Source organism: Streptococcus lactarius, from assembly GCF_016642265.1.
Lineage (GTDB): Bacteria > Bacillota > Bacilli > Lactobacillales > Streptococcaceae > Streptococcus > Streptococcus lactarius.
Window position 1 is genome coordinate 18,540 of record NZ_MRXX01000003.1, and the last position, 20,365, is coordinate 38,904.

General features: G+C 42.9%; 26 protein-coding genes. 21 read left to right on the forward strand and 5 right to left on the reverse strand.

Annotated features, from left to right (window positions below; translation table 11 throughout):
• Nucleotides 1–158 precede the first annotated feature (158 nt).
• Nucleotides 159–1,508: a hemolysin family protein gene (locus tag BTU61_RS02230; RefSeq protein ID WP_200772162.1), complete on the forward strand. Its 1,350-nt coding sequence runs from the start codon at nt 159–161 to the stop codon at nt 1,506–1,508.
• Between the two features lie 77 nt (nt 1,509–1,585).
• Here the strand turns inward: BTU61_RS02230 and BTU61_RS02235 are convergent, their stop codons facing one another.
• Nucleotides 1,586–2,200 (reverse strand): TVP38/TMEM64 family protein, encoded by a 615-nt coding sequence (locus BTU61_RS02235; RefSeq protein WP_200772163.1) that lies wholly within the window; start codon nt 2,198–2,200, stop codon nt 1,586–1,588.
• Nucleotides 2,201–2,383: 183 nt separating this feature from the next.
• Between BTU61_RS02235 and BTU61_RS02240 the strand changes: the two genes are divergently transcribed.
• The 10 genes from BTU61_RS02240 (at nt 2,384) to BTU61_RS02285 (ending at nt 9,561) form a co-directional block, all read left to right on the forward strand.
• Complete coding sequence (locus BTU61_RS02240; protein WP_045759146.1) at nt 2,384–2,911, forward strand: YqeG family HAD IIIA-type phosphatase; 528 nt, start codon at nt 2,384–2,386, stop codon at nt 2,909–2,911.
• A gap of 2 nt (nt 2,912–2,913) precedes the next feature.
• Nucleotides 2,914–4,020: a ribosome biogenesis GTPase YqeH gene (gene yqeH, locus BTU61_RS02245; protein WP_200772164.1), complete on the forward strand. Its 1,107-nt coding sequence runs from the start codon at nt 2,914–2,916 to the stop codon at nt 4,018–4,020.
• A 225-nt stretch (nt 4,021–4,245) separates the two neighbouring features.
• Nucleotides 4,246–4,557 carry a ribosome assembly RNA-binding protein YhbY gene (yhbY, locus tag BTU61_RS02250; RefSeq protein WP_200772165.1) on the forward strand — a complete coding sequence of 104 codons (312 nt, stop codon included), beginning with the start codon at nt 4,246–4,248 and terminating at the stop codon, nt 4,555–4,557.
• A gap of 21 nt (nt 4,558–4,578) precedes the next feature.
• Nucleotides 4,579–5,211, forward strand: a complete 633-nt coding sequence (locus BTU61_RS02255; protein ID WP_200772166.1) for a nicotinate-nucleotide adenylyltransferase — start codon at nt 4,579–4,581, stop codon at nt 5,209–5,211.
• Nucleotides 5,208–5,804, forward strand: coding sequence for a bis(5'-nucleosyl)-tetraphosphatase (symmetrical) YqeK (yqeK, locus tag BTU61_RS02260; protein ID WP_200772167.1), 597 nt, complete (start codon nt 5,208–5,210; stop codon nt 5,802–5,804). Before BTU61_RS02255 ends, yqeK begins: the two co-directional genes overlap by 4 nt.
• Nucleotides 5,805–6,305 carry a cysteine hydrolase family protein gene (locus BTU61_RS02265; protein ID WP_200772168.1) on the forward strand — a complete coding sequence of 167 codons (501 nt, stop codon included), beginning with the start codon at nt 5,805–5,807 and terminating at the stop codon, nt 6,303–6,305. It begins immediately after the preceding gene.
• Nucleotides 6,306–6,319: 14 nt separating this feature from the next.
• Entirely contained in the window at nt 6,320–6,673 is a 354-nt protein-coding gene (gene rsfS, locus BTU61_RS02270; protein ID WP_003014310.1) for a ribosome silencing factor, read from the forward strand.
• A 207-nt stretch (nt 6,674–6,880) separates the two neighbouring features.
• Nucleotides 6,881–7,621 (forward strand): class I SAM-dependent DNA methyltransferase, encoded by a 741-nt coding sequence (locus BTU61_RS02275; protein ID WP_338058541.1) that lies wholly within the window; start codon nt 6,881–6,883, stop codon nt 7,619–7,621.
• A 6-nt stretch (nt 7,622–7,627) separates the two neighbouring features.
• Nucleotides 7,628–8,725 (forward strand): nucleotidyltransferase, encoded by a 1,098-nt coding sequence (locus BTU61_RS02280; RefSeq protein WP_200772169.1) that lies wholly within the window; start codon nt 7,628–7,630, stop codon nt 8,723–8,725.
• 119 nt (nt 8,726–8,844) lie between these two features.
• The gene (locus BTU61_RS02285; protein WP_200772170.1) at nt 8,845–9,561 is read left to right on the forward strand and encodes a YebC/PmpR family DNA-binding transcriptional regulator; all 717 of its coding nucleotides are present in this window, start codon (nt 8,845–8,847) and stop codon (nt 9,559–9,561) included.
• 52 nt (nt 9,562–9,613) lie between these two features.
• Here BTU61_RS02285 and BTU61_RS02290 read toward each other — a convergent pair whose 3' ends face one another.
• From BTU61_RS02290 to BTU61_RS02305, 4 genes are read right to left on the reverse strand one after another with little or no spacing between them, the layout of a single operon-like run.
• On the reverse strand, nt 9,614–9,916 hold the full coding sequence (locus BTU61_RS02290; RefSeq protein WP_200772171.1) for a DUF5960 family protein: 303 nt from the start codon (nt 9,914–9,916) through the stop codon (nt 9,614–9,616).
• Nucleotides 9,897–10,268 carry a hypothetical protein gene (locus tag BTU61_RS02295; protein WP_200772172.1) on the reverse strand — a complete coding sequence of 124 codons (372 nt, stop codon included), beginning with the start codon at nt 10,266–10,268 and terminating at the stop codon, nt 9,897–9,899. The genes BTU61_RS02290 and BTU61_RS02295 overlap by 20 nt, the downstream gene beginning before the upstream one ends.
• Nucleotides 10,265–11,677 carry a Y-family DNA polymerase gene (locus BTU61_RS02300; RefSeq protein ID WP_200772173.1) on the reverse strand — a complete coding sequence of 471 codons (1,413 nt, stop codon included), beginning with the start codon at nt 11,675–11,677 and terminating at the stop codon, nt 10,265–10,267. Before BTU61_RS02300 ends, BTU61_RS02295 begins: the two co-directional genes overlap by 4 nt.
• 2 nt (nt 11,678–11,679) lie before the next feature.
• Nucleotides 11,680–12,357: a helix-turn-helix domain-containing protein gene (locus BTU61_RS02305; protein ID WP_200772174.1), complete on the reverse strand. Its 678-nt coding sequence runs from the start codon at nt 12,355–12,357 to the stop codon at nt 11,680–11,682.
• Between the two features lie 159 nt (nt 12,358–12,516).
• Here BTU61_RS02305 and asnA point away from each other — a divergent pair, with 159 nt between their 5' ends.
• From asnA to msrB, 10 genes are all read left to right on the forward strand, one after another.
• Nucleotides 12,517–13,509, forward strand: a complete 993-nt coding sequence (asnA, locus tag BTU61_RS02310) for an aspartate--ammonia ligase (RefSeq protein ID WP_187540801.1) — start codon at nt 12,517–12,519, stop codon at nt 13,507–13,509.
• A gap of 95 nt (nt 13,510–13,604) precedes the next feature.
• Nucleotides 13,605–14,144 (forward strand): 16S rRNA (guanine(966)-N(2))-methyltransferase RsmD, encoded by a 540-nt coding sequence (gene rsmD / locus BTU61_RS02315; protein WP_070589649.1) that lies wholly within the window; start codon nt 13,605–13,607, stop codon nt 14,142–14,144.
• Entirely contained in the window at nt 14,134–14,622 is a 489-nt protein-coding gene (gene coaD / locus BTU61_RS02320) for a pantetheine-phosphate adenylyltransferase (RefSeq protein ID WP_187540802.1), read from the forward strand. The genes rsmD and coaD overlap by 11 nt, the downstream gene beginning before the upstream one ends.
• The gene (locus BTU61_RS02325; RefSeq protein WP_200772175.1) at nt 14,606–15,688 is read left to right on the forward strand and encodes a SepM family pheromone-processing serine protease; all 1,083 of its coding nucleotides are present in this window, start codon (nt 14,606–14,608) and stop codon (nt 15,686–15,688) included. The genes coaD and BTU61_RS02325 overlap by 17 nt, the downstream gene beginning before the upstream one ends.
• A 62-nt stretch (nt 15,689–15,750) precedes the next feature.
• Nucleotides 15,751–16,140 carry an insulin activator factor gene (locus tag BTU61_RS02330; RefSeq protein WP_234700072.1) on the forward strand — a complete coding sequence of 130 codons (390 nt, stop codon included), beginning with the start codon at nt 15,751–15,753 and terminating at the stop codon, nt 16,138–16,140.
• 56 nt (nt 16,141–16,196) lie between these two features.
• The gene (locus BTU61_RS02335) at nt 16,197–17,147 is read left to right on the forward strand and encodes a hypothetical protein (RefSeq protein WP_200772176.1); all 951 of its coding nucleotides are present in this window, start codon (nt 16,197–16,199) and stop codon (nt 17,145–17,147) included.
• Nucleotides 17,148–17,247: 100 nt separating this feature from the next.
• Nucleotides 17,248–17,958, forward strand: coding sequence for a thiol-disulfide oxidoreductase-associated membrane protein CcdA2 (gene ccdA2, locus BTU61_RS02340; RefSeq protein WP_200772177.1), 711 nt, complete (start codon nt 17,248–17,250; stop codon nt 17,956–17,958).
• A 26-nt stretch (nt 17,959–17,984) separates the two neighbouring features.
• Complete coding sequence (locus tag BTU61_RS02345; protein WP_200772178.1) at nt 17,985–18,305, forward strand: hypothetical protein; 321 nt, start codon at nt 17,985–17,987, stop codon at nt 18,303–18,305.
• 335 nt (nt 18,306–18,640) lie between these two features.
• Entirely contained in the window at nt 18,641–19,201 is a 561-nt protein-coding gene (locus BTU61_RS02350) for a redoxin family protein (RefSeq protein ID WP_200772331.1), read from the forward strand.
• An 11-nt stretch (nt 19,202–19,212) separates the two neighbouring features.
• On the forward strand, nt 19,213–20,334 hold the full coding sequence (gene msrB / locus BTU61_RS02355) for a peptide-methionine (R)-S-oxide reductase MsrB (RefSeq protein ID WP_200772179.1): 1,122 nt from the start codon (nt 19,213–19,215) through the stop codon (nt 20,332–20,334).
• Nucleotides 20,335–20,365: the final 31 nt, after the last annotated feature.

The window sequence follows — 20,365 nt, forward strand, 5'->3', positions numbered from 1 at the left end:
CAACCACTGCGTCTTGCTCGACAATTCAAAAACAATTAAGAGGCTATGACTTTTGTCCCAGCCTCTTTGTTCTTTATAAAATAAAATGAGATCGAACGGTGCAGGCTCTCATATTTTGTGGTATAATATACAATATTATATACTGGAGGAAACTATCCATGGAAGACCCTGGCAGTCAGGAAATTTTACTGGAATTTATCTTACTAATTGTTTTGACATTATTGAACGCCTTTTTCTCGGCGACTGAGATGTCAATGGTATCGCTGAATCGTGCGCGTGTCGAGCAAAAGGCTGAAGAAGGGGATAAGAAATACATTCGTCTGCTCAGCGTATTGGAACAGCCCAACCATTTCTTGTCCACCATTCAGGTAGGAATCACCTTGATTACCATCTTATCTGGGGCTAGCCTGGCAGATAGTCTTGGTCGTGTGATTGCTGGTTGGATGGGCAACACCAAAACAGCACTTGCAACTGGAAGCTTTTTATCTCTTGCTTTTTTGACCTATATTGAGATCGTCTTTGGGGAATTATACCCGAAACGAATCGCCATGAACTTGAAAGATGAGTTGGCAGTTCGAACAGCTCCGATTGTCATTTTATTAGGAAAAATTGTCAGCCCCTTTGTTTGGTTGCTTTCAGCATCGACCAACCTCGTGAGTCGCTTGACGCCGATGAAGTTTGATGATGCGGATGAAAAGATGACGCGGGATGAAATCGAGTATATGCTAACTAATAGTGAAGAAACACTAGATGCGGACGAGATTGAGATGCTCCAAGGGATCTTTTCATTAGATGAAATGGTAGCGCGTGAAGTCATGGTCCCACGGACAGATGCCTTCATGGTGGATATCAACAATGATACTAAAGAGATTATCGAAAGTATCCTTAAGCAAAACTTTTCACGGATTCCTGTCTATGATGATGACAAGGATAATGTGATTGGGCTCATCCATACCAAACGTTTGTTGAATGAGGGATTTGTTAATGGCTTTGACAACATTGTCCTAAGAAAGATCCTGCAAGAACCGCTATTTGTTCCGGAAACAATATTCGTCGATGACCTTTTAAAAGAACTACGGAATACGCAAAATCAAATGGCTATCCTCCTGGATGAATATGGTGGGATGTCTGGCTTGGTGACGCTAGAAGACCTATTGGAAGAAATTGTCGGTGAGATCGATGACGAGACGGACAAAGCTGAAATCGATGTTTTCGAAATTGCTGAAAATACCTATGTCGTGCAAGGAGCCATGTCTCTCAATGACTTCAATGAATATTTTGATGTTGAGTTGGAAAGTGATGATGTCGATACGATTGCAGGTTATTACCTGACAGAAGTTGGACGGATTCCATCGTCAAAAGAACGTCTGAGTTGTGAAGTCGATAGTCAAAAGAAACACTTAGTTCTAACCAATGATAAGGTGAAAAGTGGTCGTGTGACCAAGGTCAAGGTTGAAATTTCTGAACTCATCGAAGAGGATGAAGAAACAAAGACAAAAGAAGAATAGAAACAAAGAGGCTGGACAAAAATTGTCCAGCCTTTGATGTTTGAGAGAAATATTTATACATGAGGTGGTGTCATGCTTTAGACCATTTTCCAGAAATAATCGATGATATAGGTCAGGCCGTAGGTGTAGATGACAAGAGTGATGGGCTTGCAGAGGATGATGATGGTCATGTAGCGTTTGAAGGTCATATTGGTCAGACCTGCCAGCATACAGATGAAGTCAGCGGGACTAATGGGCCAGATCATCATAAAGATAAAGAAGCGATCGAACCGCTTGCCTTCATTGAGCCAGCCAACGTACTTGTCGTAGGTCTTCTGACTGACCATGGATTGGACGAACTTGGGTCCGTACATTCTGGAAAGGTAAAAGATAATGGCACAGCCAATCACGATCCCAATGTAATTGTAGATGGTCCCGATAATATGGCCGTAGATGAAGACACCTGCTACAGAGGTGAGGGCGCCTGGAATAATAGGCACCACCGTCTGGAGAATTTGGAGAAAGATAAAAAGAGGAGGCCCGAAGACACCAGCCTGCAAAATAAAGGCCGACAGGGTTTCTTTGGATTGAAGAATGCCAGCAAAGTAGGCCCAGATACAAAAGGCCAAGGTCCCAAGAGCTCCAATGATGGAGGACCAATTAATGATGCGCTGGAGAAGAGGAGACACTTCTTTTAAGGTTGTTTGTTTCATAAAAAAATTCCGAGTTCTTTTTCTTCTACTATACCATGTTTTTGGAACTTTGTAAGGATTTTGTCTATTTTTTGAGAAGTGAAATTGACCTGATAGGAGTCTGTCGCTGTTTTAGTCGTGAAGCGAGTGCAAAATGGGTCTTTTTATGCTACAATGAAAGGAGTATAAAAAATGGAGAAAAACGTGTCAATCGAAAATTACAAACCAGATTTTGCGGTGGAAGCAGCCTATGATCTCACCGTTGCAGACTTGAAAAAACAGGGCATCAAGGCCGTCCTCGTGGATTTGGATAATACCTTGATTGCTTGGAACAATCCGGATGGTACCCCTGAGATGCGCCAGTGGTTGCATGACCTTCGTGATGGGGGGATTCGGGTCATCGTGGTGTCCAATAATAGCCCAAAACGGGTCAAGCGTGCGGTTGAGAAATTTGATATTGACTATGAAGCCTGGTCACTTAAGCCTTTTACTTTTGGGATTGATCGAGCTCTCAAACGTTTCCACTATGAAAAAAATGAAGTGGTCATGGTCGGGGATCAATTGATGACCGACATCCGAGCAGCTCATCGGGCGGGTATTCGTTCGATTTTGGTTAAACCTTTGGTCGAGCATGACTCCATCAAGACGCAGATCAACCGGGCGCGTGAACGCCGTGTGATGAAGCAAATGGCCGAAAAATATGGTCCGATTGTATATAAAAAAGGAATTTAAGGATGGAAGAATTATTCTGTATTGGCTGTGGAGCGCCCATTCAGACAGAAAACAAAGAGGAGCTAGGCTATACCCCCCAATCAGCTCTTGAAAAGGGCTTGGAAACAGGCGAAGTCTATTGTCAACGCTGTTTCCGTCTACGTCACTACAATGAAATCACAGATGTGCATCTGACAGATGATGATTTCCTAAAGCTCCTTCACGAAGTAGGTGATAGTGATGCTCTCGTGGTCAATGTAGTGGATATTTTTGACTTTAATGGATCGGTTATCCCTGGCCTACCACGCTTTGTAGCAGGAAACGATGTCCTCTTGGTCGGAAACAAAAAAGACATTTTGCCCAAGTCTGTCAAGGATAGCAAGGTGACCCACTGGTTGATGGAGCGGGCCCACGAAGAAGGGATGCGTCCTGTCGATGTGGTCCTCACCTCTGCCCAAAACAAGAGTGCCATCAAGGACTTGATGGAAAAGATCGAGCAGTACCGCAAAGGCCGTGATGTTTATGTGGTGGGTGTGACCAATGTTGGGAAATCGACCCTCATTAATGCCATCATCCAAGAAATCACTGGGGATAAGGATATCATCACGACTTCTCGCTTCCCAGGGACGACACTGGACAAGATCGAAATCCCATTGGATGATGGTTCCTACATCTACGATACACCAGGGATTATCCATCGCCACCAGATGGCTCACTACTTGACGGCGAAAAACCTCAAGTATGTCAGCCCTAAAAAGGAAATCAAGCCCAAGACCTACCAGCTCAATCCAGAGCAAACCCTCTTCTTGGGCGGCTTGGGACGCTTTGACTTTATCAAGGGAGAAAAGCAAGGTTTCACCGCCTTCTTTGATAACGAACTCAAGCTTCATCGGACCAAACTCGAAGGAGCGACGGCCTTTTATGACAAGCATGTCGGTGGCTTACTAACACCTCCTAACAGCAAGGAAAAAGAAGATTTTCCGTCTTTGGTTGAGCATGTATTCACGATTAAGGACAAGACAGACCTCGTCATCTCCGGACTCGGCTGGATCCGCGTCAATGGGGAAGCAAAAGTAGCTGTGTGGGCACCAGAAGGCGTCGCCGTCGTAACTCGCAAAGCTATTATTTAAAAATTTGAAATAGAATGAAATTGAAGAGCGAACGAAGTGAGCTCAAATAGGGATCGTTATTGCCGTGGTGTAGTTGCCAATCGATCGATTGGCAAGGGCAAAATGGAGACCAAGGCTCCATTTTGAGGTAAGGAAATCCATTTTTCAAAGATGAGATCTTTGAAAAATTAGTTCCGGCCGTACCCACCACTTAAAATAACGATCAAAAAATAAGGAAGTAAAAACATGACATTAACATCCAAACAACGGGCTTCCCTCAATAGCCAAGCCCATAGCCTCAAACCCATTATCCAAATTGGGAAAAATGGGCTCAATGACCAAATCAAAACTAGTGTGCGCCAAGCGCTTGATGCTCGCGAACTGATCAAGGTGACCCTTCTTCAAAATACGGATGAGAATATCCATGAAGTAGCAGAAATCTTGGAAGAAGAAATCGGTGTGGAAACGGTCCAAAAGATTGGTCGGATTCTCATCTTGTTCAAACAATCGAGCAAAAAAGAAAATCGTAAAATTTCAGCGAAGGTAAAAGAAATTTAAGACATCGAGGAGAGCAAACCTATGGCAATTGAACTATTGACTCCCTTTACCAAGGTAGAGTTAGAGCCAGAGATCAAAAACAAGAAACGCAAACAAGTTGGTATTTTGGGTGGGAATTTCAATCCGGTCCACAATGCCCATTTGGTCGTTGCGGATCAAGTGCGCCAACAATTAGGGTTAGATAAGGTGCTCTTGATGCCTGAGTATTTACCACCGCATGTCGATGCCAAGGGGACGATTGCAGAGCACCATCGCCTTAAGATGCTGGAATTAGCGATTGAAGGCATTGAAGGTCTGGAAATCGAGACGATCGAGCTAGAACGCAAAGGAATTTCCTATACCTACGACACCATGCTCTTGCTCAATGAACGCGATCCAGACACAGATTATTACTTTATTATTGGTGCAGATATGGTGGATTATTTACCCAAATGGCACCGCATCGATGAATTGGTGGAGATTGTGCAATTTGTCGGGGTCCAGCGGCCACGCTATAAGGCGGGGACTTCTTATCCGGTGATCTGGGTGGACGTTCCTCTAATGGACATCTCCTCTAGTATGGTGCGTGATTTTGTAGCCAAAGGCCGGACGCCGAATTTTATGTTGCCAAAACCAGTCTTGGACTACATCAAGAAAGAAGGATTGTATCAATGACCTATGAAAATTACCTCGGCTTTTCTCGTGAGGTCTTGCTTGAAAAGATGCGTCAAATTCTGCCAGAAAAGCGACTAACCCACTGTTTAGGGGTCGAGAAGGCTGCGCGAGATTTAGCCAAACGCTATGGGGCTGATGAAGAGCAAGCTGGTCTAGCAGGTCTCTTACATGACTATGCCAAGAAATTATCGGATCAGGAATTTTTGGACTTGATTGATCGCTATGAGCTGGATCCAGCATTAAAAAACTGGGGCAACAATGTCTGGCATGGGATGGTCGGGATTTATAAGATCCAAGAAGATCTTGGATTGACAGATCCAGCCATTCTTCGCAGTATTGAGATTCACACGGTTGGGAGTGGACAGATGTCAACCTTAGACAAGATTGTCTATGTGGCAGATTATATTGAACATAATCGGGATTTCCCTGGGGTAGAGCAAGCGCGTGACATCGCTCAAGTCTCCTTGGATCGTGCCGTGGCCTATGAGACGGCTCGCACAGTCGAACACCTGGCTCACCAAGGATTGCCGATTTATCCCCAAACCCTTGAAACCTACAACGCCTTTGTGAAGTATTTGAAAGAGGAGCAGTGAGTGAAAACAGCTTTAATCATTATTGATGTTCAAAATATCCTCGTGGAAACAGGTTTTGAGACAGAAAAACTCTTAGAGAAGATTGCTTATTTGCAAGATCGGGCTAGAAAACAGCAGATTGAAATCATTTACATGCAGCATATTGAAACGCCAGAGGCTTTAACTTCAGAAGATTGGCAGTTATCGCCCCTGTTGAAGAGACAGGAGAATGAAAAGGTATTTCAGAAGCGATACAATAGCATGTTTAAAGAGACAGGATTAAAAGAATACTTGGATCAACAAGGGATTGAACAACTGGTCCTGTGTGGCATGCAGACAGAATATTGTGTCGATACATCCGTCAAAGTGGGATTTGAATACGGCTATCAGCTGGTCATTCCAGAAGGAGCTGTCACAACCTTTGATGGAGAGGATATCCCAGCAGAAACGCTTAATGAATTTTATGAAAATATTTGGGCAGGACGTTTTGCGGATGTCTTAGATTACAAATCAATTTTTTAAGGAAAGAGGATTAAATGAAAGAAAAAGAACTACTTGAACTTGTTGTTAAAGCTGCTGATGAAAAGCGTGCAGAAGATATTGTGGCTTTGGATGTTCAAAGCTTGACCAGCGTGACAGATTACTTTGTCATCGCAAGCTCTATGAATAGCCGTCAGTTGGAAGCGATCGCAGAAAATATTCGCGAGAAAGTCGTTGAAGCTGGTGGCAATGCCAGCCACGTTGAAGGTGACTCAGCAGGAGGTTGGGTCCTTCTTGACTTAGGTGGTGTGGTGGTCCATGTCTTCTCAGAAGAAATGCGTGCTCACTATAACCTAGAAAAACTATGGCACGAAGCAAGTGCTGTCGATCTTTCAGCAGCCTTAGCATAAGCAGGTAAACTCAGTTGGCAGCAACTGAGTTTTGTTGGTTAAATTGAAATTCTATGGAAAGAAAGGATAGGGCCTCGTGTTAAGTTAAGTTGGTAACGGAACACGAGCTAAAAGCTGTGAGAAAAAGAGTAACTTCCTTTGTATCTGACGATAGGGCAGAAAGTTTCCTATTTTCTCTTTGCTTTTAAGGCTCTTTGTATCATGAATATGGCGACTTATGAAACGTTTGCGGCTGTCTATGATGCGGTCATGGATGACAGTCTATATGATTTGTGGACGGATTTCTCCCTCCGCCATCTCCCAAAGACAAAAGATAAGAAAACATTGCTGGAATTGGCTTGTGGGACAGGAATTCAGTCTGTCCGCTTTTCCCAAGCTGGTTTTGACGTAACAGGATTAGACTTGAGTGCTGATATGCTGAAAATCGCTGAAAGAAGAGCGGCTTCCGCCAAGCAGAAGATTGATTTTATCGAGGGCAATATGCTGGACTTGTCGCAAGCTGGTACCTACGACTTTGTGACTTGCTATTCGGATTCCATCTGCTACATGCAAGACGAGGTGGAAGTGGGAGATGTCTTCAAAGAAGTCTACAATGCCCTTAATGAAGATGGTATCTTTATTTTTGATGTCCATTCGACCTACCAGACGGATGAGGTTTTCCCGGGCTATTCTTATCACGAAAATGCGGAAGATTTTGCCATGCTCTGGGATACCTATGAGGATGAAGCCCCTCACTCGATTGTCCATGAGCTGACCTTCTTTATCCAAGAGGAGGATGGCAGCTTTAGTCGGCACGATGAAGTCCATGAGGAGCGCACCTATGAAGTTTTAACCTATGACATTTTGCTGGAGCAGGCTGGCTTTAAATCCTTTAAACTCTACGCAGACTTTGAAGATAAAGAGCCAACAAAGACCAGCAAACGATGGTTTTTTGTAGCACAGAAGTAGGCCAGCATGACAGTTACAGGAATTATTGCAGAATTTAATCCTTTTCACAATGGGCACAAGTACCTGCTGGAACAGGCAGAAGGACTGAAAATCGTTGCCATGTCTGGGAATTTTGTTCAACGTGGCGAGCCTGCCATTGTAGACAAGTGGACACGGGCGCAGATGGCTTTGGAAAATGGAGCGGACCTGGTGGTCGAGCTCCCCTTTCTCGTAGCTGTTCAGTCGGCCGATCATTTTGCTAAGGGTGCGGTGGAGATCTTGTCCCGTCTGGAAATTGATCAATTGACCTTTGGGACAGAAGAGATCTTAGATTACCAAGCGATTGCGACTGTTTATTCGGAGAAAGAAGCGGAAATGGAAGCTTTCCTGCGAAGTCTTCCTGACGATTTATCCTATCCACAAAAGACCCAAAAAATGTGGGAAACCTTTGCTGGAGTGGAGTTCACAGGGGATACTCCCAACCATATCCTGGGCTTGGCTTATGCCAAGGCTTGTGCTGGGAAGGGGATTGCGCTCAAGCCCATCCAACGCCAGGGTGCGGGCTACCATTCAGAAGAAAAAGAAGTGGGCTATGCTTCTGCGACTAGTCTACGGCTACACAGGGAAGATCAGGACTTTGTCGCTAAATTCATGCCCAATAGTCAACTCTTTCAGTCGGCTCCGCAGGTGACTTGGGAGGATTATGATCAACTGCTCCGTTATCAAATCCTAACTCATCCGGAGATGACACAGATTTTTCAAGTCAATGAAGAACTAGCCAATCGGATAAAGGATGCGGTCCGAGGTGCTAGCTCTGTGGAAGATCTGGTGGAGAGAGTCGCAACTAAGCGCTATACCAAGGCGCGCGTGCGCCGCATCTTGACCTACATCTTGGTAGGGGCGATGGATCAAGCTCTTCCTAATGCCATTCATGTCTTAGGGTTTTCTGCAAAGGGACAAGCTCACCTCAAAGGCTTGAAAAAATCAGTAGAGATCGTGACCCGAATCGGTAAAGAACCTTGGGATGCCTTGACCCAGCAAGCGGATCAGGTGTATCAAATAGGCCATCCTCAATCGCCAGAGCAGATCTGGGGGCGGGTGCCAGTGAGACTAAGAGATGAATAATGGATGGTTGGAGAGTAGTTCCATCCGGGATGATGCGCAAAAAACTCTTCCAAGTCTTATGATTTGTGATATAATATAAAAGATTGAAAATAATTTGAAAAAATTTAAGGAGAATCCTCATGGGACGTAAATGGGCCAATATTGTTGCCAAAAAAACTGCCAAAGATGGTGCCAACTCAAAAGTATATGCTAAATTTGGTGTTGAGATCTATGTAGCTGCTAAAAAGGGTGAACCAGATCCAGAATCAAATACTGCTTTGAAATTTGTTATCGACCGTGCAAAACAAGCGCAAGTGCCAAAACACGTGATTGACAAAGCGATCGATAAGGCAAAAGGAAACACTGACGAAACCTTTACAGAAGGGCGCTACGAAGGGTTTGGACCAAATGGTTCTATGTTGATCGTGGATACCTTGACATCAAACGTCAACCGTACAGCTGCTAACGTAAGATCTGCTTTCGGTAAAAACGGCGGAAACATGGGTGCTTCAGGTTCTGTATCTTACCTCTTTGATAACAAAGGTGTCATCGTATTTACTGGTGATGATGCCGACGCCATCTTTGAGCAGTTGCTAGAAGCTGATGTCGACGTGGATGATGTTGAAGCTGAAGAAGGAACCATCACAGTCTACACTGCTCCAACTGATCTTCACAAAGCCATCGTTGCTTTGCGTGAATCAGGTGTGGAAGAATTCCAAGTTACTGAACTGGCGATGATTCCTCAATCAGAAGTTGAGTTGTCAGGTGAAGATTTGGAAACTTTTGAAAAACTTTACAGCGTTCTTGAAGATGATGAGGACGTTCAAAAAATCTATACTAACGTAGATGGATTCTAATCACTCATACGGACTGTAGTGAATAGAAAAAATTAAGAAAAAGGATAGCTTCTCAGATCAAGCTATCCTTTTTTTGTAAGAAATGTCCTGTATAAGTGTAAATACGGGTCAGGGGTGATTGGGAAAGAGTGGAAACCTTAAAGTAGAAATAATGGTCTCGATGATCTCGACTTTTAGTATGGTGAAGACGAAAATAGTTTCGCTGGCCTGCGGCCATAGAGTGGAGAATATCGTCTTCTAGAAATACAAGCGGTGTAGAAGTAGCGGCCCACTTGTAAAAGTCCATCTCAAATTGGTGGTAATTCTCCGAAAAATAATCAAATTGTAATTCGTGTTTAGTCTGAATAGGTTTCATAGGCTGTTTCCTCAGCTTCAATAAAAATGATAGAGGTCAGAAAGAGTCGGTGGTAGTGGTCCTCGCTTTTGAGAAGAAGCTCAGAAGCAGATAAGGTGTGAATCGAACCTGTGTAGGTTGAAAATTGATTGCTTTCTAGAGTCGTGATCGAGATCGTCGTTTGTTGTTGGAAGGCCTGCTCAAGGAGCTGGATCTGCTCAGAAAGAGGAAGAACGTAGAGTTGACTACGGTCAATTTCTTTTGTCTGCAGGGCGGTTGTGTGCTCGGATAAAAAGAAGCCGGCCCATTTGGCCATGCCACGGTCTTGAAATTCGCGTGCGGATTGATAAGGGAGATAAGAACGGTCGATCATGTTAATCCATCTAAGCCTCCTGCGGAATGTCCGCCTGTTAGTTTACTGCGTGCAATGGCGCGTGAGTTTTCTAGTAGTGAGGAGCCTTTCTGAAGAGAGGTAAAGCCAAATTGGTCCCGAATGCGATCAATGGTCTGTTGGAGTTTTTCCTCTTTTTCTAGGGCTATCGGATCATCAAAGAGAGAAAAAAGTTGGAGGGACTCCTCGACCAATTCTCCATAAAAAACGCCAATCTGCCGAATGGCTCCGCCTTCGTACTTGGAGCGAAAAAGCCGCAGAACCGTATCGGATAAAACCTTGGTAGATTGAGTGGGCTCAATCTTTTGCTGGCAATGAATGGACGGAAGCCCCTCAATTTTGGAGTAGGAGGCATGAATGGAGACTAGCTGGGTCTTCTTTTTTTTCCGTCGCAAGCGGATAGCCACCTGTTCAGCCATCTCACGAAACACCAGCTCAATGTCAGCTTGTAGATAGTAGTCATAGGGCAAGATTTGAGAGTTGCCAATTCCTCGTGACTTCGGACGATAAGGCTTGTGGACATTGCTTTCATCAATGCCATGAGCATGAAACCAAAGTTGCAGCCCCATGACTCCGAATTCTTTCTTTAAGAGATCTGGGTGAGCCTGGGCCAGTTCGGCAATCGACGAGATCCCGATCTTTTGCAATCGCTTTTCAGTACGACGTCCAATGCCCCAAAAATCAGTGAGCTGGGGCAGTTTCCAGACCTTACTTTCTACATCTTCATAAGACCAATTGGAGCGCATATTTCGGCAATGCTTGGCTTCATTGTCCAAGGCTAGCTTGGCAAGAAGGGGATTGGCGTTGCTGAGGCCGATGGTAGAATAGATTCCAGTTTCCTGCCAGATCCTTTTTTGGATCCTGGCAGAAAGAAGGTCCAGTTTTTCCTTTCGCGAGAGGGAGGAATCTGGAATAAAATAATTTAAGGAAGAAGTCAGATCGATAAAGCCTTCGTCAATCGAGTAAGGGAAAATATCATCCGGTGCCGCAAACTCTTGAAAAATCTTCTGAATCTCCATATTGACCTGAATGTAGGCATTCATGCGTGGCGGCACAATTAGGGTCCTCTTGGCCCAGGATTCAATGTAAGCGATAAAGGTTGGATCTGTTGGTAGTCCTTGTTTTTTTGCAACGTAGCTATTAAATTTTCTAGTCTTGAGATCAAAAGGTAGGTCGTAGCTCCGGCTCACATTCTTCTTGCCAAAGACTTGTTTGAAAACGGGAGAGCTCGCCAAAATCAGGCCAGCAGAATTGTCGCTCCGGCTCATGACGCAAAGAGAAGTGGTCAGGGGATTTAGGCCCAGACGGACACACTCACAGCTGGCATAAAAACTTTTCATATCCACAAAAGCAATATCAGAATGAGGCTCACGTGAATAATCAAACAGCATACTTACACCTCAAGCGGTAGGAAATGCCCGACCACAATGCCGACAATTTTTGGCTCGTCCTCATAAGGAGCAAATAAATCATCGTAGTCAGGGTTGATGGATTCTAAGCGCAAGCCTTCAGCCTCCCGATAGACTTTCTTGATGTAGGTTTTTCCATTCCAGATGAGGGCGTAGACAGCCCCATCGTAGTCAAATCCGGTCTGCTTCATGAGGGCAACAGAGCCATTGGGGTAGAGAGGTTCCATCGAGTTTCCGGATACCCAAGAGGCGAAGTCGTGCTGGATCTCTTTGTCAAAATAGACGGTTTCATAGTCGGTCTCATTGTCATAAAAGGTATGTCCCAAACCAGCTGCCAACTCAATCGAAAGAACCTTATAAGCCGTCAAGGAAACAACTTTTTGCTGCTGTTTCAATAACTGGCTGGCCAATTGGTCGACTTTCTTTTGGTGAGGTGGGGTTAATAAAGGGTAGGTGTAGAGTGCGGAGTCTTTGTTAATAAAGTAGTCCTCTTTAACGGAGAGGCGCTTGGCCAACCTCCTGAGATTTTTTTCGTGTGGCTCCGCCAAGCCATTCTCCCAACTAGAGTAAGTCTTGCGAGAAATCTTGAGATCCTCATAGACATCAGCTTGGGTCAAGCCTTTTTCTAGGCGTCTTTCTTTTAGTTTTTTTGCATCAAACATGTTAGTTCTCCTATGTAACGTTTTAAAAGTTACGTATAGTTTATCAAAAATGAATCCTTTTTGCAAGAGAAAAATTCAGTTGAAAACAAATGAAAAGACTTGATTTTGATTGAAAAAAGAGTATAATCAATTCTAAAATGTCTATAAATGAGGAACTATATGAAAAAAAGTTTTATACACCAACAAAAAGAAATTTCGTTTGTTAAAACGACCTTTACACAATATTTAAAAGATAAATTGGACATCATTGAAGTCCAAGGGCCAATTTTGAGCAAGGTCGGCGACGGGATGCAAGATAACCTTTCTGGGATTGAACATCCAGTATCTGTAAAGGTCCTTCAAATTCCTGATGAGACTTATGAAGTCGTGCATTCACTTGCAAAATGGAAACGACATACCTTGGCCCGTTTTGGTTTTGGCGAAGGCGAAGGCCTCTTCGTCCATATGAAGGCTCTTCGTCCAGATGAAGATTCACTAGACGCCATTCACTCTGTTTATGTAGACCAATGGGACTGGGAAAAGGTCATCCCAAATGGTCAACGCAACATCGCCTACCTCAAAGAAACGGTTGAAAAAATCTACAAGGCAATTCGTTTAACAGAACTAGCAGTAGAAGCGCGATATGATATTGAATCAGTTCTTCCAAAACAAATTACCTTCGTTCACACAGAAGAATTGGTGGAACGCTATCCAGATTTAACTCCAAAAGAGCGTGAAAATGCTATTGCCAAAGAATTCGGAGCCGTTTTCTTGATCGGGATTGGTGGAGAGCTTGCAGATGGCAAACCACACGATGGACGTGCACCTGACTACGATGACTGGACAACCGAATCTGAAAATGGCTACAAGGGCTTGAATGGCGATATCCTCGTCTGGAACGACGTTTTAGGTTCCGCCTTTGAGATATCTTCAATGGGAATCCGTGTCGATGAGGAAACCCTTCGTCGCCAAGTAGCCATCACAGGGGACGAGGATCGTCTTCAATTAGAGTGGCACAAAGCTTTATTAAATGGTCTCTTCCCACTTACGATCGGTGGAGGAATCGGTCAATCTCGTTTGGCCATGTTCTTGCTTCGTAAGAAACATATCGGTGAAGTCCAAACTAGTGTCTGGCCTCAATCTGTCCGCGATGAATATGAAAATATCCTATAAGGATGAAAGAGTCGAGCAGAGCGCTCGGCTCTTTTACATGTCACTTGACCATATCAAATCGCAATTTTCTGATTTTTTTTGGTATAATGGTCCCTATGAAAATAGTATCTGGAACCTATGGGGGACGTCCCCTCAAAACACTTGAAGGAAAAACAACCAGGCCGACTTCTGATAAGGTCAGAGGGGCCATGTTCAATATGATTGGTCCTTACTTTGATGGCGGAAGAGTGCTGGACCTCTATGCAGGCAGTGGTGGCCTTTCTATCGAGGCAGTCTCTCGAGGCATGTCAGAGGCGGTTCTAGTGGAAAGAGATCGTCGAGCGCAGGAGATTGTAGCAGCTAATATTGCCATGACCAAGGAAAAGGAACGGTTTCAACTGCTAAAAATGGAGGCCAAGCAAGCCCTGGGGCTTCTAACGGGCACCTTTGATTTGGTGTTTTTGGACCCTCCTTATGCCAAGGAAGAGATTGTTCGCGATATCGAAACTTTGTGCGAGCGTCAACTCTTGTCAGAGGATATCCTAATTGTGTGCGAAACCGATAAACATGTAGAACTCCCTGAGGAAATCGGACAAGTGGGAATCTGGAAAGAAAAAATCTATGGAATTAGTAAGGTAACAGTATATGTCAGATAGAACTGGATTGTTTACAGGATCGTTTGATCCGATTACCATTGGGCATGTGCAATTGATCGAGCGGGCGAGTCGCTTGTTTGACCGTGTCTATGTCGGAATTTTTTATAATTCGGAAAAAGTCGGGCTCTTTTCCATTGAGCAGCGCGTGCGCATGGTGAAAGGGGCCTTGGCTCATTTGGAAAATGTTGAAATTGTGACGTCAACTCAAGAATTGGCTGTGACCGTAGCGCGCAATCTTGGTGTCATCACCTTGATCCGGGGCTTGCGCAATGCGCAGGATCTGGTTTATGAAGCCAATATGGATTATTTTAACCACCAATTAGCGCCTGAATTGGAGACGATTTATCTCTATGCCCAGCCTCCTTACCAGGCCATTAGTTCCACCCGTATTCGAGAGTTGCTAGCTTTTCAGCAGGATATCTCACCGTATGTACCAGAGAGTGTAATGGAGGAAATCAAAGATGACGCAAGCGAATAAACCAAGCTTGACCCCTAAAAAGAAAAAAGGACGGTTGAAAGAATACCGATGGCCGATTGCAGGAGTTCTTTTCTTGCTCCTCTTGTTAGCTGCTTTTGTGATTCGCCTTCCCTATTATATTGAGATGCCGGGAACGGCCGAAGATATTCGGACAGTGATGACCGTTGATGGGAAAGCGGATACCAAGTCAGGAACCTATGATTTTGTGACCGTAGCAGTGAAAGAAGCGACTCCAGCTGATTTGATCTATGCCTGGGCAACGCCTTTTACAGACATCTATTCGGCCAAGGATATGACAGGTGGTAGTTCGAGCCAAGAATTCACGCGGATTAACCAATTCTATATGGAAACCTCGCAAAATATGGCCATCTACCAAGGACTGAAGACAGCTGGCAAAGAAACCCAGATGGACTTTCTAGGAGTTTACGTCATGCAGGTGGCAGATGACTCGACCTTTAAAGGAGTCTTGAATATTGCGGATACCGTAACCGGAGTAAATGGCAAGACCTTTAAGAGTTCCAAAGAATTGATTGACTATGTTGGGTCTCAAAAAATTGGCGATCCCGTTTCGGTCACCTATATCGAGGATGGACAAACCAAGACCGCAGATGGGAAGATCATCAAATTAACCAACGGGAAAAACGGAATCGGGATTAGCCTGATCGACCGGACGGAAGCCAAAGGCGATGTTCCTGTCCAGTTTGCGACAGCTGGCATCGGTGGCCCAAGTGCCGGTATGATGTTTAGCCTAGCCATCTACACCCAAGTAGCTGATCCAGATCTTCGTCAGGGACGCCATATTGCAGGGACAGGAACCATTAACCAAGATGGAACGGTTGGCGATATCGGTGGAATTGACAAGAAAGTCGTCGCAGCAGATAAAGAAGGAGCAGAAATCTTCTTCGCCCCTAATAACCCAGTTTCTAAAGAAGAAAAGAAAGCCAATCCAAAGGCCAAATCAAACTACGAAACCGCTAAAGATGCAGCAAAACAAATTCATTCGAAGATGAAAATTGTGCCTGTCAAAACCCTTCAAGACGCTATTGATTATTTGAAAAAGAAGTAGAATAGTCTGCTGGACAAGTGATGAAATGAGAGAGAATAAATTTCTCATTTTTATGAAGGATTATGGATCAAGAAAGTGATGAGTTTATGAAATCATATAATATGTTGCTAATGAATGGGATTATTGGGATTTTAGGAGCGATCGTAATCAGCTATGCCTCTTTTCAACGGTGGGAGTGGACTTTCGTTCATGCTGTTCCTGAGCTGGTTGAGAAAGGCGATTGGGGATTGATAATCAATACAATCAGTCTCTTGTATCTTGTTATCTCTATACTTGCAATGGCCAACTATAATGAAAATCCAAAAGTAAATAAGAAAAGTCATAAAATTCTCTTCGTTGCTTCTATAGTTGGTTTCGTTCCTTTTGTATCGACTTTAACTAGTGTGCTAGCAATCATTTCAAGTTTGTTATATCTATTCGATTATCAACAGTTATCAAATGAAAAGGAGTAGGCTTTGGGAAAGGCATTTGGTGATGTGAAGTAAAAGAAAAATAGGAGAAACTCATAGTGCGAAACAAAAAGGCCAGCATAATAATAGCTATAATAATGCTTATTGTTGGTGGTATAATTTTTATGAGACTTAAAAAATCATCTGAGAAGATATATATAGATGATATGCCGTCTAAAATTAGAAAAATACAATTATTTGATAACGATAAATTTGTTTTTGTTGCCGTAAATAATTATTTGGATGGTGTTGTTTTATGTGGAGAAAATTATGTTACATCTGTTTCTTCGCACACTCTTTATACTGGCAATTTTGAGAAGATTCCTCCGATTGGAAATGAAGAATATTACCAAATTATTAGTTATGATATACAAAGTGATAAAGAAAAAATTATTAAATTCGACTTATATAAATTGCTTGGGAAAAATAATTTGTACCGTGCACCAAATAATGCTCCTCAGACCTATTTACAAAACGGAGACGATTATCTTACACTTAATTTGGAAAAATTAAGTGATCACGACTTGATGGGTGATAATATTAGACCTATCCTGTTTTTAGCTAATGGGGGAGGATATAATGACATTTCTGAAAAAGAGATGCAGAAGATCAACCAAAAGCAGCAACAATATTTTAAAAACAAATATGATTGGTATAGGGGTGGAATCTCTGAACAAATCGACGATAATCTAGCAAAGTATAATCTTGCAAGAAATGAAAATTCACTTTATCCAATGAATTATAAACCGTCTCAAATAAATGTCTCTGGTTCTAACTTTTCTAAATTATATCCAGAGTTAGAAAAAAATATAAAATATCTAAACGTATTATATTTCCGTCCTAAACAATACAATGAGCGCGAATGGTTTGATAACATCATTCATTGGTTTGCGCCAGAAGGTCAAGAAGTCATGGAATTGTTTGCCACAGATGAAAAAACTGGAGAAAAAACACAAATTCATTCGTACGACGAGTTTGTAGCCTGGATAAAGGCCCATCCAAAGAATTAATCACCTTCTAATCAAATTCAAGTTTTTGCTTATCAATCTCTCTATTTTTAGAGGGATTTTTTCTTTATACTGGTATCAGAAAGTAAGGGAGGTAGTTGAAATGATTGAAAATAGCCTGTTTTCCATTTCAGTATTCTTAGCGGGAGTTCTATCCTTTTTCTCCCCGTGTATTTTGCCACTGATGCCAGTCTATGTAGGGATTCTATTGGATTCTGAACGTGTGAAAACTGTTCGGATTTTTGGAAGAGATATTTCTTGGTACGGCCTGGTGAAGACTCTTTGTTTTATCGCAGGTCTATCAACTGTTTTCCTGATTCTAGGATACGGTGCAGGGGCCCTTGGCCAAGTGCTTTATGCTCCATGGTTTCGCTATTTGCTAGGAGGGATTGTGATTCTGTTAGGGATTCACCAAATGGAAGTGATCAATCTGAGACAACTCCAAAAGCAAAAGACAATCCAACTCAAAAAGAATCGGGAGCGCAATGAATTCTTCAATGCTTTTCTGATAGGGGTCACCTTCAGTTTTGGTTGGACTCCTTGTGTAGGACCAGTTCTGAGTTCTGTTCTAGCCATTGCCGCTTCTGGAGGAGATGGTGCTTTACAAGGCGCTCTCCTGATGCTGGTCTATACATTAGGCTTGGCGCTGCCCTTCTTAGTCTTGGCTCTGGCTTCTAGCTGGGTTCTACAACATTTCGCTAAACTCAAGCCCCACATGGGAACCTTGAAAAAAATTGGTGGTGCCCTCATCATCTTGATGGGTATCTTGCTGATGCTAGGAAATCTTAATAGCCTCGCATCTTTGTTTCACTAATCTTAAGGGATTAAAGGAGAAAAATCATGAAAAAATTTCTTACACTTACCATTGCTACGCTTAGCTTCGTTACTTTAGCAGCTTGTTCTGGTCAAAAATCGGATTCAGATATGAAAAAAATGGACAATAGTAGCATGATGAAGAAGGACGATATGAAGAAGGATAACATGAAGGATTCGTCCATGTCCGATGATAAAATGAAAAAAGAGGACAAGAAAGATTCATCTATGATGTCCGATAGCAGTTCTGAAATGAAGGACGATATGAAAAAAGATGAGATGAACTCTAGCGACTCTAATATGAAGGAGGATACTAGCAACTCATCAGAAATGAAATCAGACAATTAATGAAAGAAGAGAGAGGTCATCTGAGGATGACTCAGATTGAAGACAACGTCATCTTAGAAACTTTCCTTAGGTGAGGACGGACGTCAGCGAACTTCGAAGAAGTTCCATGACTTAGTTTTGGACCTGAAGTTCCAAAACTCCCGGGTGTTAGAAACATTTATGTTTCTAACACTTTTCTCACAGCGGAAAGTTTCAGTGTGTATTTCAATGTACCTAATATGCTTTTTCATTCTATGTTTATAGCACTACTTAGGTTGTTTTATATTAAAAAACAGTTTGTCTGCATTCTAAGTTATATGAGGATGACTTTCTCCTTGTTTAAAGAGGTGATAATGATGAAAAAATTAGCTTTAGTAGCTACTGGATTTGTATGCGCTGGACTTCTGGGCGCTTGTTCAAGCCAAGGAATGGCCACTTCCAATAAGGATATGGGCCAACAAACAGCCAAAGCTGGAGCTAGGCAACCATCAGGCAAGAAAGTGAAGGAGTTTAGTCTGCAAGGAGTGGATGGCAAGACCTACCGCTTATCTGATTACAAAGGGAAGAAAGTTTACCTCAAATTTTGGGCTTCCTGGTGCTCTATTTGCCTATCGACATTAGAGGATACCAATGAGTTGGCAAAAGAAGAGGCAGGTAAGGATTACGTGGTTTTATCCGTTGTAGCTCCAACCTTTAATGGTGAAAAATCAGTAGCAGATTTCAAAAACTGGTATCAGTCTTTGGATTACAAGGATTTCCCGGTCTTACTGGATAATAAAGGAGATTTGCTCAAAGAATATGGGATTCGGTCTTATCCATCGGCACTCTTTATCAATAGTGATGGGACTTTATCGAAGAGTCATGTTGGCTATATGAATAAAGAGGATATCCTCAAGACCCTAGAGAATATGCAGTAAGGAGATAGACAATGGAAACAAAATGGAAAGTGTTTGCTATCCTTCTCATTGGCTTATTATCGATTGGTTTCTTTTTCTTTAGTAAGGGATCAAGTGGAATGGATCAATCAGAAACAAGCACTGAGATGATTAAAAAAGCATCGATGAGTCAGACTCCAGTAGTCAAAAAGAAAACAAATGAAAAAGTTGATCCAAAAGATCAGCGTGAAATTTATTTGGCTGGTGGTTGCTTCTGGGGCGTAGAGGAATATTTCTCCCGTGTTCCAGGTGTGATTGATGCTGTATCAGGCTACGCCAATGGGAAGGGAGATACAACCAAGTATGAATTGGTCCCTCAAACAGGCCATGCTGAAACAGTTCACATCACTTACAATGTCAAGAAGGTATCTCTGAAAGAATTGCTCCTGCACTATTTCCGAATTATTGACCCCACATCGAAGAATCGTCAAGGAAATGATCAAGGGACTCAATACCGAACAGGTGTCTATTATGTCTCCCAAGAAGACCTTCCAACCATTAACCAAGTTTTTGAAGAAGAAGCAAAAAAATACGACAAACCGTTAGCAGTGGAAAAAGAGCCACTGACCAATTTCATTAAGGCTGAGGACTACCACCAGGATTATCTAAAGAAACATCCAAATGGGTACTGCCATATCGATGTCAATCAGGCTTCTTATCCAGTGATTGATGCTAGTCGCTACTCTAAACCGAGTGATGAGGAGATCAAAAAGAAGTTATCTCCTGAAGAGTATGCGGTGACACAAAAAAATGATACCGAACGAGCCTTCTCCAATCGTTACTGGGATCAGTTTGATGCTGGTATTTATGTAGATGTCGTGACCGGTGAGCCGCTCTTTTCCTCTAAGGATAAATTTGATTCTGGCTGTGGTTGGCCAAGTTTCAGTCGTCCTATTAGTCCTGATGTGGCGATTTATAAGGAAGATAAGAGTTTCAATATGACTCGGACAGAAGTTCGGAGCCGTGTGGGAAATTCTCATCTAGGCCATGTTTTTACCGATGGTCCCAAGGAAAAAGGAGGTCTTCGCTATTGTATCAATAGTTTGTCTATTACCTTCATTCCCAAAGCAGAAATGAAAGAAAAGGGCTACGGATATTTATTGGACTATGTCTGAGACAATTCAGTCTATAATTTGCTATAATAAG